At 48.3% G+C, this 14135-nt stretch carries 18 protein-coding genes; all 18 read left to right on the forward strand.

All coding sequences use genetic code 11. From position 1 onward, the window contains the following. Nucleotides 1-58: 58 nt before the first annotated feature. From kdsB to ptsP, 18 genes are read left to right on the forward strand one after another with little or no spacing between them, the layout of a single operon-like run. Entirely contained in the window at nucleotides 59-790 is a 732-nt protein-coding gene (gene kdsB / locus EP073_RS06360; RefSeq protein ID WP_128466329.1) for a 3-deoxy-manno-octulosonate cytidylyltransferase, read from the forward strand. Then, entirely contained in the window at nucleotides 783-2408 is a 1626-nt protein-coding gene (gene pyrG, locus EP073_RS06365; protein WP_128466330.1) for a CTP synthase, read from the forward strand. The genes kdsB and pyrG overlap by 8 nt, the downstream gene beginning before the upstream one ends. Nucleotide 2409: 1 nt before the next feature. Next, nucleotides 2410-3375: a KpsF/GutQ family sugar-phosphate isomerase gene (locus tag EP073_RS06370; protein WP_128466331.1), complete on the forward strand. Its 966-nt coding sequence runs from the start codon at nucleotides 2410-2412 to the stop codon at nucleotides 3373-3375. Further along, nucleotides 3372-3869, forward strand: a complete 498-nt coding sequence (locus EP073_RS06375; RefSeq protein WP_128466332.1) for a KdsC family phosphatase — start codon at nucleotides 3372-3374, stop codon at nucleotides 3867-3869. The genes EP073_RS06370 and EP073_RS06375 overlap by 4 nt, the downstream gene beginning before the upstream one ends. Then, entirely contained in the window at nucleotides 3842-4375 is a 534-nt protein-coding gene (lptC, locus tag EP073_RS06380; protein WP_164885293.1) for an LPS export ABC transporter periplasmic protein LptC, read from the forward strand. The genes EP073_RS06375 and lptC overlap by 28 nt, the downstream gene beginning before the upstream one ends. 49 nt (nucleotides 4376-4424) lie before the next feature. Continuing rightward, nucleotides 4425-4823: an LptA/OstA family protein gene (locus EP073_RS06385; RefSeq protein ID WP_164885294.1), complete on the forward strand. Its 399-nt coding sequence runs from the start codon at nucleotides 4425-4427 to the stop codon at nucleotides 4821-4823. A 1-nt stretch (nucleotide 4824) separates the two neighbouring features. After that, on the forward strand, nucleotides 4825-5544 hold the full coding sequence (gene lptB / locus EP073_RS06390; protein WP_128466335.1) for an LPS export ABC transporter ATP-binding protein: 720 nt from the start codon (nucleotides 4825-4827) through the stop codon (nucleotides 5542-5544). Next, nucleotides 5544-6950 (forward strand): RNA polymerase factor sigma-54, encoded by a 1407-nt coding sequence (rpoN, locus tag EP073_RS06395; protein ID WP_128466336.1) that lies wholly within the window; start codon nucleotides 5544-5546, stop codon nucleotides 6948-6950. Before lptB ends, rpoN begins: the two co-directional genes overlap by 1 nt. Before the next feature lies 1 nt (nucleotide 6951). Further along, nucleotides 6952-7485 (forward strand): ribosome hibernation-promoting factor, HPF/YfiA family, encoded by a 534-nt coding sequence (gene hpf / locus EP073_RS06400; protein ID WP_128466337.1) that lies wholly within the window; start codon nucleotides 6952-6954, stop codon nucleotides 7483-7485. 9 nt (nucleotides 7486-7494) lie between these two features. Next, entirely contained in the window at nucleotides 7495-7950 is a 456-nt protein-coding gene (locus EP073_RS06405; RefSeq protein ID WP_128466338.1) for a PTS sugar transporter subunit IIA, read from the forward strand. A 26-nt stretch (nucleotides 7951-7976) separates the two neighbouring features. Beyond that, nucleotides 7977-8978, forward strand: a complete 1002-nt coding sequence (gene hprK / locus EP073_RS06410; protein ID WP_128466339.1) for an HPr(Ser) kinase/phosphatase — start codon at nucleotides 7977-7979, stop codon at nucleotides 8976-8978. Continuing rightward, nucleotides 8978-9829, forward strand: a complete 852-nt coding sequence (gene rapZ / locus EP073_RS06415; RefSeq protein ID WP_128466340.1) for an RNase adapter RapZ — start codon at nucleotides 8978-8980, stop codon at nucleotides 9827-9829. Before hprK ends, rapZ begins: the two co-directional genes overlap by 1 nt. A gap of 2 nt (nucleotides 9830-9831) precedes the next feature. Further along, a complete protein-coding gene (locus tag EP073_RS06420) occupies nucleotides 9832-10239 on the forward strand; it encodes a PTS sugar transporter subunit IIA (RefSeq protein WP_241654056.1) in 408 nt (135 codons plus the stop codon). Then, on the forward strand, nucleotides 10236-10727 hold the full coding sequence (locus tag EP073_RS06425; RefSeq protein ID WP_128466341.1) for a PTS sugar transporter subunit IIB: 492 nt from the start codon (nucleotides 10236-10238) through the stop codon (nucleotides 10725-10727). Before EP073_RS06420 ends, EP073_RS06425 begins: the two co-directional genes overlap by 4 nt. Next, complete coding sequence (locus EP073_RS06430) at nucleotides 10724-11380, forward strand: PTS sugar transporter subunit IIC (RefSeq protein WP_128466342.1); 657 nt, start codon at nucleotides 10724-10726, stop codon at nucleotides 11378-11380. Before EP073_RS06425 ends, EP073_RS06430 begins: the two co-directional genes overlap by 4 nt. Beyond that, complete coding sequence (locus EP073_RS06435; protein ID WP_128466343.1) at nucleotides 11377-12075, forward strand: PTS system mannose/fructose/sorbose family transporter subunit IID; 699 nt, start codon at nucleotides 11377-11379, stop codon at nucleotides 12073-12075. Before EP073_RS06430 ends, EP073_RS06435 begins: the two co-directional genes overlap by 4 nt. Next, on the forward strand, nucleotides 12076-12351 hold the full coding sequence (locus tag EP073_RS06440; protein ID WP_128466344.1) for an HPr family phosphocarrier protein: 276 nt from the start codon (nucleotides 12076-12078) through the stop codon (nucleotides 12349-12351). It abuts the gene before it with no gap. Next, a complete protein-coding gene (gene ptsP / locus EP073_RS06445) occupies nucleotides 12348-14090 on the forward strand; it encodes a phosphoenolpyruvate--protein phosphotransferase (protein WP_128466345.1) in 1743 nt (580 codons plus the stop codon). The genes EP073_RS06440 and ptsP overlap by 4 nt, the downstream gene beginning before the upstream one ends. The last annotated feature ends 45 nt before the right edge of the window (nucleotides 14091-14135 follow it).

Below are 14135 nucleotides of genomic sequence, written 5' to 3' on the forward strand. Positions count from 1 at the left end.
CTATTATGTAATGTTTTGAGTGCAAATAAAGTTTGAAGATGCTTAAGGTCAGGTTTTTATGAGTGTTGTTGTTATTCCGGCACGTTACGAATCAAGCCGTCTGCCGGGCAAGCCTCTGGTTAAAATAGGCGGAGTGCCTATGATTCTGCGCACGGCGGAAAGGTGTATGAAGTCCGGAGCGGACAGAGTGATCGTTGTTACGGATGATATGCGTGTGCTTGATGCCTGCGCGGCGGTTGACGGGCTGGAAGCCTCCATGTCAGACCCTGCGATCCCATCGGGAACGGACAGGGTCGCCAAGGTTGCAAAGTTCATAGAAGACGATATAGTTATAAATGTTCAGGGGGATGAGCCTTTTATCGATCCCGAACTCATTGACGCTCTCATAGCTGAGCTCAGGGCGGACGCGGAACTTAATATGGTGACAGCCTGCACCCCCTTTGAAGAGGGTGAGGATTCACTCAATCCCAACGCCGTCAAGGTTGTTTTTGACAATGCCGGCAAAGCTCTTTACTTCTCCCGCCTGCCCATCCCTTACGACAGGGACGGAAGCGGCGCACAGAGATACAGACACATCGGAATCTACGGATTCAGAAAGAATTTTTTACTGAAATTCTCCTCCATGGAACAGGGCAGGCTTGAAAACACAGAAAAGCTCGAACAGCTCCGCGCTATGGAAACCGGAGAAAAAATCCGCGTTATAGTAACAGGTTATAAGCCCGTCTCCGTTGACACGGCAGAGGATTTAATAAAAGCAGAAGAATATTTAAAAAGGTTGGGAAATGGCTAAGTATATTTTTGTAACGGGCGGGGTTCTGTCTTCGCTGGGAAAAGGAATAACGGCGGCTTCACTTGGCGCTCTTCTTGAGTCCAGAGGCTACAGGGTAACGGTGAAAAAGCTTGATCCGTATCTTAACGTTGACCCGGGAACTATGAGCCCGATTCAGCACGGAGAGGTTTTTGTGACTGAGGACGGAGCGGAGACAGATCTTGACCTTGGTCATTACGAGCGTTTCCTTTCCTCCTATACAACAAAAGAAAGCAACTACACCACGGGAAAAATATACAAATCCGTAATAGATAAAGAAAGAAGAGGCGATTATCTGGGGGCGACCGTTCAGGTTATTCCCCACATTACCGACGAAATAAAATCGAACATCCGGGCCGGAAGCGAGAACTTCGACATAGTTCTTGTGGAGATAGGCGGCACAGTGGGCGATATAGAATCCCTGCCCTTTCTTGAGGCTATCAGGCAGTTCCGCTATGAGGACGGGGAGAACAACGTGCTGTACATCCACGTAACTCTTGTTCCGTACATGAAAAAAGCGGGCGAGCTGAAAACAAAACCCACTCAGCACTCTGTTAAGACCCTGCGCGAGATAGGTATACAGGCGGATGTGCTTGTCTGCCGCTCCGAATATCCTCTTAACGACAACTACAGGGAGAAAATAGCCCTGTTCTGCAACGTTTCCAAGGAATGTGTAATCAATGCCATAGACGCGGCTTCAATATATGAGATCCCTCACAAAATGAGCAAAGAGGGGATAGACAGGGTCGTGCTGAAAAAGCTCCGTCTTGAGGAGAGGGAATCAGACCTTTCCGTATGGGAAGACATAGTCTACAGGTTAAAACAGCCGGAAGACACGGTTGATATAGCCGTTGTAGGCAAATACATTTCACTCAAAGACGCATACATAAGCATTTCCGAAGCCCTCCTTCACGGCAGCATAGCCAACAAGCTGAAGGTGAACATCAAGTGGATAGATGCCGAAGATCTTGAGGAAAACACACCGGACAAGTTCCTTGACGATGTGGACGGAGTCCTTATCCCCGGCGGCTTCGGCGACAGAGGCGTGGAAGGCAAGATTAACGCTGTTAACTTCGCCCGCATAAAGGATATTCCGCTGTTCGGAATATGTTTGGGGCTTCAGTGCATGGTGGTGGAATACGCCCGCAACGTGCTCAAGCTTGAAAACGCCCACAGCATCGAATTTGCCGAAAACACTCCCCATCCTGTTATCCACTACATGCTGGAGCAGAAAAATATACAGAACATGGGCGGAACCATGAGGCTCGGCGCTTATGCCTGCAAGCTTGAGGAAGGCAGCACGGCGTATGCCGCTTACGGTGAGCCGCTCATAAGCGAAAGACACAGGCACAGACTTGAGGTAAACAACGAATACAGGGAAGCTTTGAAAAAAGGCGGTCTTCATATAACGGGAATTAACCCCGAAAAGGATCTGGTTGAGATACTTGAACTTAAAACCCACAGGTGGTTTCTCGGGTGTCAGTTCCATCCGGAGTTTAAGTCCAAACCCACGAAACCCCACCCTCTGTTCTCAAGCTTCATAGCCGCTTCCTACAAGTTCAAGAAGGAGCGCGAGGAGCTGGAAGGCGAGGGGGAATAGATTGGATATTCTTGAAGCGGGCAAAAAGACCCTTGATGTTGAGATAGATGCCCTTCACAGAGTGAAGGATGCTCTCGGCGCCGGATTTGTGGACGCGGTTGAGCTTATTTTCTCATGCAGAGGACGTGTTGTAGTTACCGGAATGGGTAAATCCGGTCACATAGGCAAGAAAATCGCCGCCACCTTCGCCAGCACAGGCACTCCCGCTCTGTTCCTCCATCCGGCGGAAGGAGTTCACGGAGACTTGGGCATGCTTGTGAAGGGGGATGTGATGATAGCTCTCTCCAACAGCGGCGAGACGAAGGAGATTCTTGAGATTCTCCCTGTTATAAAGAGATTCAGCATTCCGCTTATCTGCATAGTGGGCAAGACAAATTCGATGCTCGCCAAAAAGAGCGACTGCGTTCTGGACGCATCCGTTGAGAAGGAGGCATGCCCCCTGAACCTTGCGCCGACAGCCAGCACAACCGCTGCGCTTGCCATGGGCGACGCTCTGGCTGTTGCCCTCCTTGAAAAGAGAGGCTTCAAAAAGGAGGATTTCGCGATCTTCCATCCGTCGGGCTCACTGGGCAAGCAGCTTCTCCTGAAGGTGGCGGATGTATACAATACAGGCGAGGCGCTGCCTGTGGTTAAAGAAGGCACTCCGGTTTCCGATGCCGTTTTTGTCATAAGCTCCAAAGGCTTCGGCTGCACAACGGTAATTGACGGGCAGGGCGCGCTGAAAGGCATACTCACCGACGGCGACTTAAGACGGGCTATGGAAAAGCACAGGGACAAGGTTTTTTCCATGAAAGTTGAGGAGGTCTGCACCAAGACTCCGAAGACAATTCCGGATGACGCCCTTGCCGCCAAGGCGCTTTCCGTTATGGAGACTTACTCCATAACATCGCTCATCACTGTTGATTCACAGGGCGTACCCACGGGAATAATCCATCTTCATGACCTGCTGAGAGCGGGGCTTGCATGAAGAAAGACATAAAGGTCCTCTTCCTCGATGTCGACGGTGTAATGACCGACGGCAAAATCATTTACAATGAAAGAGGGGAGGAAACTAAACATTTTAACGTCCACGATGGTCTTGGTATTAAGCTCGCTATGCGTGCGGGGCTTGAGATTATCATAATCTCCGGCAGAAAGTCCGTTGTCACCGATTACAGGGCGGCGGAGCTGGGCATAGAGGCGCACACGGGCATAGCGGACAAGGCTGCCCTCTACAGAGAGATCAGGGACGCTAAAGGTTACGCTGACTGCAACTGCGCAGCCATAGGCGATGATATAAACGACATAGGCATGCTGAGAGCGGCGGGTACCTCCGCCACTGTTGCGGACGCGCCGGAATATGTAAAGAGCGAAGCGGACTACATCACCTTTGCCAAAGGCGGAGAGGGTGCGGTCAGGGAGTTTATAGAATATATACTGAAAAAATGCGGAACATGGGAAGACGTTTTAAGATCATATTAGCCGCCGCGGGCGGAGTTGTTCTCCTGTTAGCTCTCTTCTCCTGCTCCGGCAGCGATAAGAGGGTGAAGGGCTATGTGCCGCCCTCAAACGTTTTTGAGATAACGGATTTTGAAATGCTCACCGGCAGGGAAGGGGCAAACTACCGCCTTACCGCCGTTAAAGCGTCATTCAACAGGATAGAAAATATAGCCGAACTCACCGATATTACAGTCGAGTTTGAAGACGGTGAGGAAAAGATAACCGCCAGAGCCGACAGAGGATATTATCTACAGAACCGTTATCTGGTCGCTGAGGGTAATATCAGGGGCAAAACAGACGATCTCAGCTTTGAAACCTCTGAAAGCGGCATAATGAATTATGATTTTGAAAGCTACACAGGAACCATTGAGAACGATGTCGTCTGCATGCAGGGCTCTAACACTATCAGAGCGGACAGGGCGGAAATGGACTTTAAAACTAAAATTACGGAGTTTAAAGGCAATGTATCGATTAGTTATTTTATGTAGCGTTATTCTGCTTGCCGCTTTTTCGGCATATGCGGTCGAAGGCTTTAATATGGGTTCTTCCGGTCCTATTCATATAGAAATGGATAATATGACCGTGCTTAAAGATAAAAATATCCTCAGAGGCAATGTATTCGTTAAGCGGGGTGTGCTTGAGGCTCGTTCCGAGGAGCTTGACGTCTATCTTAAAGGCAGTAAGGATGTCGAGAAGCTTATCTTCAAGGGCAATGTAAGGATAAACAAAGAGGACATGCGCGCGATCTCCGACAGGGCAGAGTTTTATGTCACGGAAGACAGAGCTGTGCTCAGCGGTTCAGTGAGAGTCTGGCAGGGGATCAACTACCTTGAGGGCGAAACCGTAACCATAAACAATAAGACCGGCGAAGCGAAGGTATTCAGAGGAAAAGATAAACGGGTAAAAATCATACTCAACCCCGAGGAAGGTAAATAGATTGGGACTTTCTGCGGAAAACCTGCGTAAGGTTTATAAAAAGCGTGCCGTTGTGGACGGAATCTCGCTTAAGGTTTCCAAAGGCGAGGTAGTGGGGCTTCTCGGTCCGAACGGAGCCGGGAAAACCACCACCTTCTACATGCTCACCGGCATAGTCAAGCCGGACGGCGGAAGTGTGCACCTCAACGGCAAGGACATAACAAGAAGCCCCATACACGAGCGCAGCAGGGCGGGCATAGGCTATCTTCCGCAGGAACCTTCTGTTTTCAGAAAGCTCAGTGTTTATGAAAACATATACGCAGCGCTTGAACTGAAAAACAGTGATAAATCTCTGATAAAAGAGACAACAGAAAGACTGATCCGCGAGTTCGGGCTTGAGAAAGTGCGGGATTCGCAGGGCTATTCCCTTTCCGGAGGAGAGAGAAGAAGGGTGGAGATAGCGCGCTGCATATCCGCTGAACCCGATGTTATAATGCTTGATGAGCCTTTTTCGGGTATAGATCCTATATCCGTATCGGATATACAGAAGATGATTTTTGCTCTGAAGGAGATGGGTCTCGGCGTTCTGATAACTGATCACAACGTGCGTGAGACTCTTAAGATAACCGACAGGGCTTATATTGTAGCGGACGGAAAAATACTCTGCCACGGCTCCCCACAGGAGATTGTGAACAATGAAGAGGTTATCAGCCGCTACCTTGGTGAGGGCTTTGAAATCTGATGGTATCCGGAAAGCTTAATATCGGTCTTCAGACAAAACTTTCACAGAAGCTTCTGATCACTCCTCAGATGAAGCAGTCTCTGAACATCCTTCAGATGCCTATTACCGAACTGGTGCAGGAGCTTAACACATATCTTGAGGAAAACCCCGTGCTTGAGGAGATTCAGGAAGGGGAGGAAAAATCCGCTGAGGAGCTTAAGAACGAGGAAAACTTCGAGGATGATCTCCTTAAGGTTGACTGGGATGAGCTTTACCGTGATAACGAGGAGCTCCAGTATAATCCGTCAAGCGATGAAGGCTACGATTTTGAAAAATTCATCGGCAGAACGGACAACCTCTGTGACCACCTGATGTTTCAGCTTAAGATCATGGGACTGGGAACGGAAGCGGAGAATATAGGCGAATACATTATAGGGAACCTGTCCGAGGACGGTTTTTTCAGGCTGCCCTGTTCGGAGGTCGCCGAGCATTTCGGCTGTCCGGAGAAACAGGTTGAGGCTGTTTTGGAGATCATCAAGGGGTTTGAGCCTTCTGGAATAGCCAGCTCAAACCTGCGTGAATGTATCTGCCGCCAGCTTGAGGATTTCGGAACGGAAGAAGTTTATATGGAGCTTGTCGCCGAACTCCTTGAAAACTACGAAGAAGAACTGATAAACTTTAAGTATGCCGATATAATGAAGAGTATCGGCATCGAACAGGACACTTTTGAGTATCTCCTTTTTTTAATAAGAAAGACAGACCCCAAACCCGGGCTTTCTTTTCAGAAAGGGGAGAACAGACATGTTACCCCCGATGTGTACATAGCCCGTAAGGGCGATGATTTTGACGTTGTCCTCAATGAGGACGGAATGCCCTCACTGCGCACAAGCGCCTACTACATGCGCCTGCTGAAAAGCGCCAATGTGGATGAAAAAGCGAAGGCGTACCTTGAGGAGAAGATTAAAGGCGCCGTATGGCTGATAAAAAGCCTTAACAAGCGCCAGAAAGCCATATACCGTGTGGTGAAGGCGATAATCGATGCGCAGAAGCCGTTCTTTCTCGGTTCGGTGAGGCATCTCAGCCCGCTGAAGCTGAAAGACATTGCGGAGGTCACCGAGCTTCACGAATCCACAGTGAGCAGAGTTACTTCCGGCAAGTACGCCATGACGGAGCACGGGGTCATGGAGCTGAAGTCCTTCTTCGTGAAAGGGCTGGACACGGCAGACGGCGACATGTCCACCGACAGGGTGAAGGATATGATTAAAGGGATCATTGATGAAGAGCCCGCTGACAGTCCCCACAGCGATCAGAAAATTGTGGAAATTTTGCAGAAAAAAGGTATAAAAATTGCACGGCGAACCGTTGCGAAATATAGAGATGAGTTAAATATACCCACCAAATCTCAGAGAAAAAAAACCGGGAGGTAGCATGAACGTCCAGATTACTGCAAGAAACATTGAAATTACGGATGCAATAAGAAGCTACGCAGAAAAGAAAGTAGCCAAACTCGAAAAATACTTCGATCACATTACCGAAGCAAACGTTCTTCTGGAGGTTCAGAAAAATCTTCATATAGTGGAAGTGCTTATCACTGCAAAAGGCGTGTTTATGAAAGGGCTGGAGAAGTCCGAGGATCTTTACGCGTCCATAGACCTCTCGGTGGATAAGATAGAAAAGCAGCTTATAAAATATAAAGAAAAACTGAAAAGCAAAAAGCTTATGGATAAAGAGTTCAGGGCTCCCCTCAAGCTTAATGTTCTTGATGTTGACAGCTTTGACAGTAACGAGCCCCGTGTGGTTGTCTCCAAGGACATGCCGGTAAAACCCATGGATGTTGAAGAAGCCGTTATGCAGATGGATCTCCTGAACAAGACCTTTTTTGTTTTCCGCAACGCTGAAAGCGGTGAACTGAGTGTTGTCTACAGAAGGGACGACGGCAATATCGGTCTGATAGACTCCTAGGCATATTTGATGAATCTTTCCGATTACATAGACGGGGAGAGGGTAATCCTCTCCCTTTCTTCTCAGGATAAGGATTCCGCAATCAGAGAAATGGTGAGCTTTCTGGACGGAAAGAATGCCCTTAGCGATGCGGAATCGGCTCTTAAGGCACTTTTTGAAAGAGAAAAGCTCGGAAGCACAGGGGTAGGGGAGGAGATAGCCATCCCCCACGCCAAGCTTGCCATTGACGATCTTGTAATGCTTATGGCTTTCAGCGAAGGCTTGCCCTTTCAGTCCGCTGACGGTAAAGATGTGAAGATACTCTTTCTCGTTCTCGCTCCGGAAAAGCAGATGAACCTCCACCTGAAAACGCTGGCGAAAATCAGCAGACTGGTGAAAGCCACCGATTTCAGGGACAGGGTGCTCGGGGCGAAAAGCGCTCAAGAGGTCTGCCTCATTCTCCGTGAAGAGGAACAGAAGCTTTAAGAGGATATAATTCCGGATGGATCTGCATGGATAAAATGCCTGTTTCCGATCTGCTTTCTGCCGGAGCAAAGCACATAGGGCTCAGGCTCCTCCACGGCAAAAAGCAGACTCACGAACACTTCATAACCAGCCACCGCATTCAAAAGCCCGGGCTGGCTCTGGCTGGTTTTACCGAATACCTCCACGAGGGTCGGATACAGATTCTCGGCAATACTGAAATAACCTATCTCTGGACACTGCCGCCGAAGCAGCGAAAAGCCGCGGCGGATAACCTTATGCAGCATGAAATCTGCTGCTTCATCGTTACTAAAAACTTAAAAATACCGAAAGAGTTCCTCGCCGCAGTGCAGGAATGCGGTGTACCGCTGTTTAAGACCAAGCTTCTCAGCTCCAAGGCAATAGAGCTCATAACCGATTTCCTTGAGGAAAGATTAGCGCCGGAAACAAATGTCCACGGGGTTCTTATGGATGTTTACGGAATAGGCGTGCTTATCATGGGCAGAAGCGGCATAGGCAAGAGCGAGTGCGCCGTGGAGCTTGTCAAACGGGGGCACAGGCTCGTTGCGGACGATATTGTCACCATAAAGAAGCGTTACGACACCCTTGTGGGCATGAGCAACGACATACTCCGTCACCATATTGAAGTCCGCGGGCTGGGCATACTCAACATAAAAGACATGTTCGGCGTGACTGCTATCCGCATGCGCAAAAAGATTGAGCTTGTGATAGAGTTTGTGGACTGGGATCAGGTGGGAAGCTGCGACCGCATAGGGCTTGAAAAGAAATTCTATGAAACCCTCGATATAAAAACACCCATGACGGTTCTGCCCATAACTGCGGGAAGAAATATGGCGGTGATTGTCGAAGTGGCGGCGAGAAACCAGCTTCTTAAGGTTATGGGATATGATTCCGCCAAGGATTTTTCGGATAATCTGCTCAATAAAATGAACCCTAAAAGAAAAAAGAATGGCGCCGCTGCCGGCGATATATTATCCTTTAAGAATATTCCTAAAAAGGGGGAAGAGTAGTGCAGAGAGTTTCTCTGGTTGTTCTGACCGGACTTTCCGGCGCGGGTAAGTCGCGTGCGGCGGATGTTCTGGAAGATCTCGGCTATTACACAGTGGACAATTTTCCTCCTCAGCTTCTTGAAAAATTCCTTGAGCTTATCTTTAATTTTAACATGGATGTTTCCAAGGTTGCCCTTGTAATAGACATACGCAGCAGAAACAGCGTTAAGGCTTCCGAGGTTATTTCGCTCCTTAAAAACAATTACGGGGCAAAGGTGCTTTTCATAGAGGCGGACAACGCAACGCTTATCAAACGCTACAAAGAGACAAGACGCACCCATCCGCTGGGCTCAAATCTGCCCGAAGCGATTGACACCGAGAGGGAAAGTCTCAGGGAGATAAGGGAAACAGCGGATATTGTCATAGATACCTCACGCAAAACAGTGCATGAGCTTGCCCGTCAGGTGGAGTCCTACTTCATGGACGATGATTCCGCGCAGCTCAGCATAACTGTTCAGTCCTTCGGTTTTAAATACGGTGTGCCTGAGGATTCCGACCTGCTTTTTGATGTCCGTTTCCTGAAAAACCCTCACTTCGAGGATGACCTCAGGGAAAAGACAGGACGGGAAAAAGTGGTTCAGGATTATGTGTTTTCAGATGAAAAAACTGGAATTTATATTGAAAAAATTAAAGATATGCTGAATTTTCTCATTCCAAACTATCTTACAGAAGGAAAAAGATTCTTAACCGTATCAGTAGGGTGCACAGGCGGTAAACACAGATCCGTGGCTATTGCCGAAAATCTATCGAAATATCTGAAAGAAACGACTAAATTTAAAATTATAACTAAGCACAGAGATATGGACAGGTGACAATGATGGTCGGAATAGTTCTTGTAACACACGGCAGGTTCGGTGAAGAGCTTAAAAAAAGCGCGGAAATGATTTTGGGCTCTCAGGAAGGTGTTGAGACGATTTCCATGGAGTACGGTTCCTCTCTGGCGGATGTAGCCGATGAAATAGAAAAAATGATCGCCAGATATGAGGATTCGGGCGCCATAGTGTTCACCGATATGTTCGGCGGCAGCCCCTCCAATGTGGCTATGGCTTATCTCGGCTCAAAAAATGTCGAGGTGGTTTCGGGCGTTAATCTCCCCATGCTTATCAAGGCTCTGGGGCTGAGACGCGAGAATAAATCGATCAGGGTAATGTGCAACGAATGCGCGGATTCCGCGAGACAGAGCATAATCGTTGCCGGAGAGCTTTTAAAAGAGACATCATGAAGAAAATAATTTTTCGTGTTGATGACAGACTTATACACGGTCAGGTGATTGAAGGCTGGGTCAAGTATTACAAAATCCACCGGATTATGGTTGTCAGCGACCGCATAGCCGGAGACAGCCTTCAGCGCATGATTTATCAGAGTGCGCTCCCTTCGGGCTGCACCCTTGAGATTATGAATGTGGAACAGTTCATCTCTTCATTTGAAAAACTGAAAGCTGTGAAGGACTACACCCTCGTTCTCATGGAATCGGTGGAGGATCTGGCACGCTGTACCGACTTAATAGACAATGATGTTTATGTGAATATAGGCTGCGTCGCCTGTCGTGAGCACAAGGTGGAGGTCTCCAACACCGTGTTTCTCGATCTGGACGAGATTGAGCAGGTCTGTTCCATCCGTGACACGGTGGAAGTGTATATTCACAAGGTTCCTTGGGAACCAAGCGTTGAAATAAGAAACTTTTCAAAACTCCTGAAAGGCGGGTTATGACCCAACAGATTCTGCTGTTAGCGTTTTCGGGGATAATCACTGTGGACAGAGCCGCAGGCTTCAACACTATGGTATCCCGCCCTCTTGTTGTGTCCGTGATCATAGGTATGATATTCGGAACGGTGGAGTTGTGCTTTCTTGGCGGGTTGATCTTTGAAATAATCGGACTGGTGGATGTTCCTGTAGGCACAAGGATTTCCAGAGACGACAGCTTCGGGGCATACGCTTTTTCTCTCGTTTTGTCCTACCACGCCGTGACGGGGATGAGCAGCTTTATCCTTGCTCTGATGCTTGTTATAGTGTTTACATACCCTGTTACAATGTCGCTGCATATATGCAGAAAGCTCAACAAGAGACTTTATCTCAGAGAGCTTGGCATGGGGGATAAATTCAACGCCTCCAAGCTGGTTAGGCTGGGGCTTCTGTTTCACTTCGGACAGGGGGTTATGGTTTATAATCTCGCCTTTGTTGTTATCTACACACTTTACCAGTGGTTTGCCTCGTATCTTCCCGGTAATGACAACTTTATCCCCTATGTAATTTTTACAATCATATTCCTCTCGGGCTTTCTGCTCCGCTTTCTTTCCGGCAACAGTTATGTGAAATACCTGCTGTTTCTCGGCGGGATTCTGGTCGGCTGGGCGGTCTTATGAAAAGTCTGGTTACTCTTTTCAAAAGTCTTTTTTACCATGCCGGACTTAACCACGAAAATATGCAGGGGACAGGCTTCTATTACCTGCTGAAAGACGCGGCAAAACGCAACGGTATGGAGATTGACGAAAAATGTCTTGAAAGCCAGCGCAAATATTTTAATACTCATCCGTTTCTGGTAAACTTCATTCTCGGCATGTGGCTGACGGAATATAAAAACGGTTCGGATCCGGAGACTTTCAAAAAGGCGTATTCCTCCGCTTTCGGTGCACTGGGCGACAGCTTCTTCTGGCATTCTCTGCGTCCGTTTTCTTTTGTATTCGCCGCTATCACGGGTACATTTGATCCGTTTCTGGGAGTAATGGTTTACCTGCTTACTTTCAATCTGTTCCACCTTACATTTCTTTTCACGGGCTACAGCCTCGGCATGGAGCTGGGGCGTGATGTAATAGTGTGGTTCAACCGTATAGGCTTCAATAAGTGGCCTGAACATTTTGATCTTATAAGCGTCTTTTTTTTAGGCGTTTTTCTTTCGTATATGTTTAAAACCGGCGCTGAAATAAGCGTGGATATTTTCTTTATTGCCGCCGGCTATCTCGCTATGGGGCTTATTCTGGCAAAAAAGCTGGATATAACCCTAGGGCTCATGATCAATCTGATTCTGAGCGGCATAATATTTTTTCAATTGGGAGTCTAAATGCAGTTACTTAACAAAAAGCTGGAAATTGTAAATGAACTCGGACTGCATGCCAGAGCGGCAGCGAACCTTGTTAAGGTTGCGGAGAAGTTTTCCTGCGATATTAAAGTGAAGAAGGACGGCTTTGAGGTAAACGGAAAAAGCATCATGGGGCTTATGATGCTTGCGGCGCAGAAGGGCAGCTTTATCGAGATCATCGCAAACGGCACCGACGCTGACGAAGCGGTATGCGCCATTGAGAATCTTGTCGCAGACAGGTTCGGTGAGGGGAAATGAAGATCTACAAGGGCATAGGCTCGTCCGAAGGGGTATCCATAGGCAAATGTTACCTCCTTGACCGCCTGAAGGTCAGCTTTCAGAAACGCAGGATAGAGCCGCACGAGACAGACGGCGAATGCGCGCGGCTTGACTCAGCCGTGGCTGACGCTACCGCTTATATTGAAAAAGTGCGTGAAATGGGCAAGGACAGCTATTCCGAAAGCCATTCCATGATTTTCGACGTTTACCTGATGCTCCTTCGCGATGAAATGCTCATCGGCAAAAGCAAAGAGCTTGTCAGGAACAGTCTGGTAAATGCCGAACAGGCTCTGCACTCAACTGGAAGAGAACTCAGCAGAGTTTTTCAGCGTGCTGACGATGAATATCTCCGTGAGCGGGGGAACGATGTTGTCCACATAGTGCAGAAGCTCATGCGCTTTCTCACAGGTGAAGGGTACGACATTCTTGAACAGGTTGAGGAAAATTCCGTGGTTGTTTCCCACGACCTTTCCCCGTCTGACACTACGCATATTCTCAAGAAAAAAATAAAGGGATTCGCCACGGATCTGGGCAGCAAGATCTCCCATACCTCAATCCTTGCCCGCTCTCTCGGACTGCCCGCCGTTGTCGGGCTTGAGGACATATCAAAGGTTGCCGAAAGCGGCGATATAATCATCCTAGACGGCTTTGAAGGGGTGGTGATAATCGACCCTGACGCCGAAACCCTTGAAAAATACACTGTAAAGGAAAAACGCTACCGTGATTACATCACCTCTCTTGAAAATCTCCGTGATACAGAGGTCCGCACTGCTGACGGAGTGGATGTCTACCTCTATTCAAATGTTGAGCTTAATGACGAAATCCATCTTTCCAACCTGAACAACGCCTCCGGTGTGGGACTTTACAGAACGGAGTATATCTATCTCCAGCACGGGGACGTTTCAGAGGAGCAGCAGTTTCAGATATTGAAAGAGGCCGTGGAGCTCAACGGGGGGAAGCCGACAACTATCAGGACATTTGATCTCGGCGGGGAAAAGCTCTCCGAGGAGATGCCCCACCCGAAGGAGCAGAACCCTGTAATGGGGCTGCGCGCCGTGCGTTATTCCCTCCGTTTCAGGGAATTTTTTATCAGGCAGCTCAGGGCGATTCTGCGTGCCTCAGTGTACGGAGAGATAAAGATAATGTTCCCCATGATCTCCGGTCTGCACGAATACCGCAAGGTGCGTGAGGTTTACGAATCAGCCAAAAAATCACTCAGAGCCGAAGGCGTGCCGTTTGCGGAGAATATAAAGCTCGGCATAATGGTTGAACTTCCCTCCATAGCCATAATCAGCGGTCTGATAGCCCGTGAGGTGGATTTCATGAGTGTGGGCACCAATGACCTCATCCAGTACACCCTCGGAATAGACCGCAACAACGAATACGTGGCTTATTTGTATAAGCCTGCGCATCCGGCTATACTCACTCTTCTGAACACGATAATAACCGCCGCCAGAAAAGAGGGGATAGACTGCTCTGTCTGCGGCGAGATAGCCGGCGAACCGAGATATATTCCTATACTCTTGGGACTGGGCTACAGACAGCTCAGCATGAGCCCCGCCCATATACTCAGGGCTAAGAAGCTGATTAAGCAGCTTAAGGCTCATGACTGCGAGCATCTCGTGGCTGATCTTATGAAGTGCGATACCTCTATATTGGCGGAAGAGAAGGTCACCTCCTTTGTCGAAAGGCAGGGAGAGGGTATTTTCTTCTCCTGAAAAATTGGTTTGTAAAAAACACCTGAACGTATATAATTCACCCTG

Origin of the sequence: Geovibrio thiophilus (genome assembly GCF_004087915.1) — a bacterium.
Classification (GTDB): Bacteria; Chrysiogenota; Deferribacteres; order Deferribacterales; family Geovibrionaceae; genus Geovibrio; species Geovibrio thiophilus.

Coding starts and splice junctions, on each gene's coding strand:
- kdsB (WP_128466329.1), top strand. CDS start 59: ATGAGTGTTGTTGTTATTCCGGCACGTTACGAATCAAGCCGTCTGCCG.
- pyrG (WP_128466330.1), top strand. CDS start 783: ATGGCTAAGTATATTTTTGTAACGGGCGGGGTTCTGTCTTCGCTGGGA.
- EP073_RS06375 (WP_128466332.1), top strand. CDS start 3,372: ATGAAGAAAGACATAAAGGTCCTCTTCCTCGATGTCGACGGTGTAATG.
- lptC (WP_164885293.1), top strand. CDS start 3,842: ATGGGAAGACGTTTTAAGATCATATTAGCCGCCGCGGGCGGAGTTGTT.
- EP073_RS06385 (WP_164885294.1), top strand. CDS start 4,425: ATGGGTTCTTCCGGTCCTATTCATATAGAAATGGATAATATGACCGTG.
- rpoN (WP_128466336.1), top strand. CDS start 5,544: ATGGTATCCGGAAAGCTTAATATCGGTCTTCAGACAAAACTTTCACAG.
- hpf (WP_128466337.1), top strand. CDS start 6,952: ATGAACGTCCAGATTACTGCAAGAAACATTGAAATTACGGATGCAATA.
- EP073_RS06405 (WP_128466338.1), top strand. CDS start 7,495: ATGAATCTTTCCGATTACATAGACGGGGAGAGGGTAATCCTCTCCCTT.
- hprK (WP_128466339.1), top strand. CDS start 7,977: ATGGATAAAATGCCTGTTTCCGATCTGCTTTCTGCCGGAGCAAAGCAC.
- EP073_RS06420 (WP_241654056.1), top strand. CDS start 9,832: ATGATGGTCGGAATAGTTCTTGTAACACACGGCAGGTTCGGTGAAGAG.
- EP073_RS06425 (WP_128466341.1), top strand. CDS start 10,236: ATGAAGAAAATAATTTTTCGTGTTGATGACAGACTTATACACGGTCAG.
- EP073_RS06430 (WP_128466342.1), top strand. CDS start 10,724: ATGACCCAACAGATTCTGCTGTTAGCGTTTTCGGGGATAATCACTGTG.
- EP073_RS06435 (WP_128466343.1), top strand. CDS start 11,377: ATGAAAAGTCTGGTTACTCTTTTCAAAAGTCTTTTTTACCATGCCGGA.
- EP073_RS06440 (WP_128466344.1), top strand. CDS start 12,076: ATGCAGTTACTTAACAAAAAGCTGGAAATTGTAAATGAACTCGGACTG.
- ptsP (WP_128466345.1), top strand. CDS start 12,348: ATGAAGATCTACAAGGGCATAGGCTCGTCCGAAGGGGTATCCATAGGC.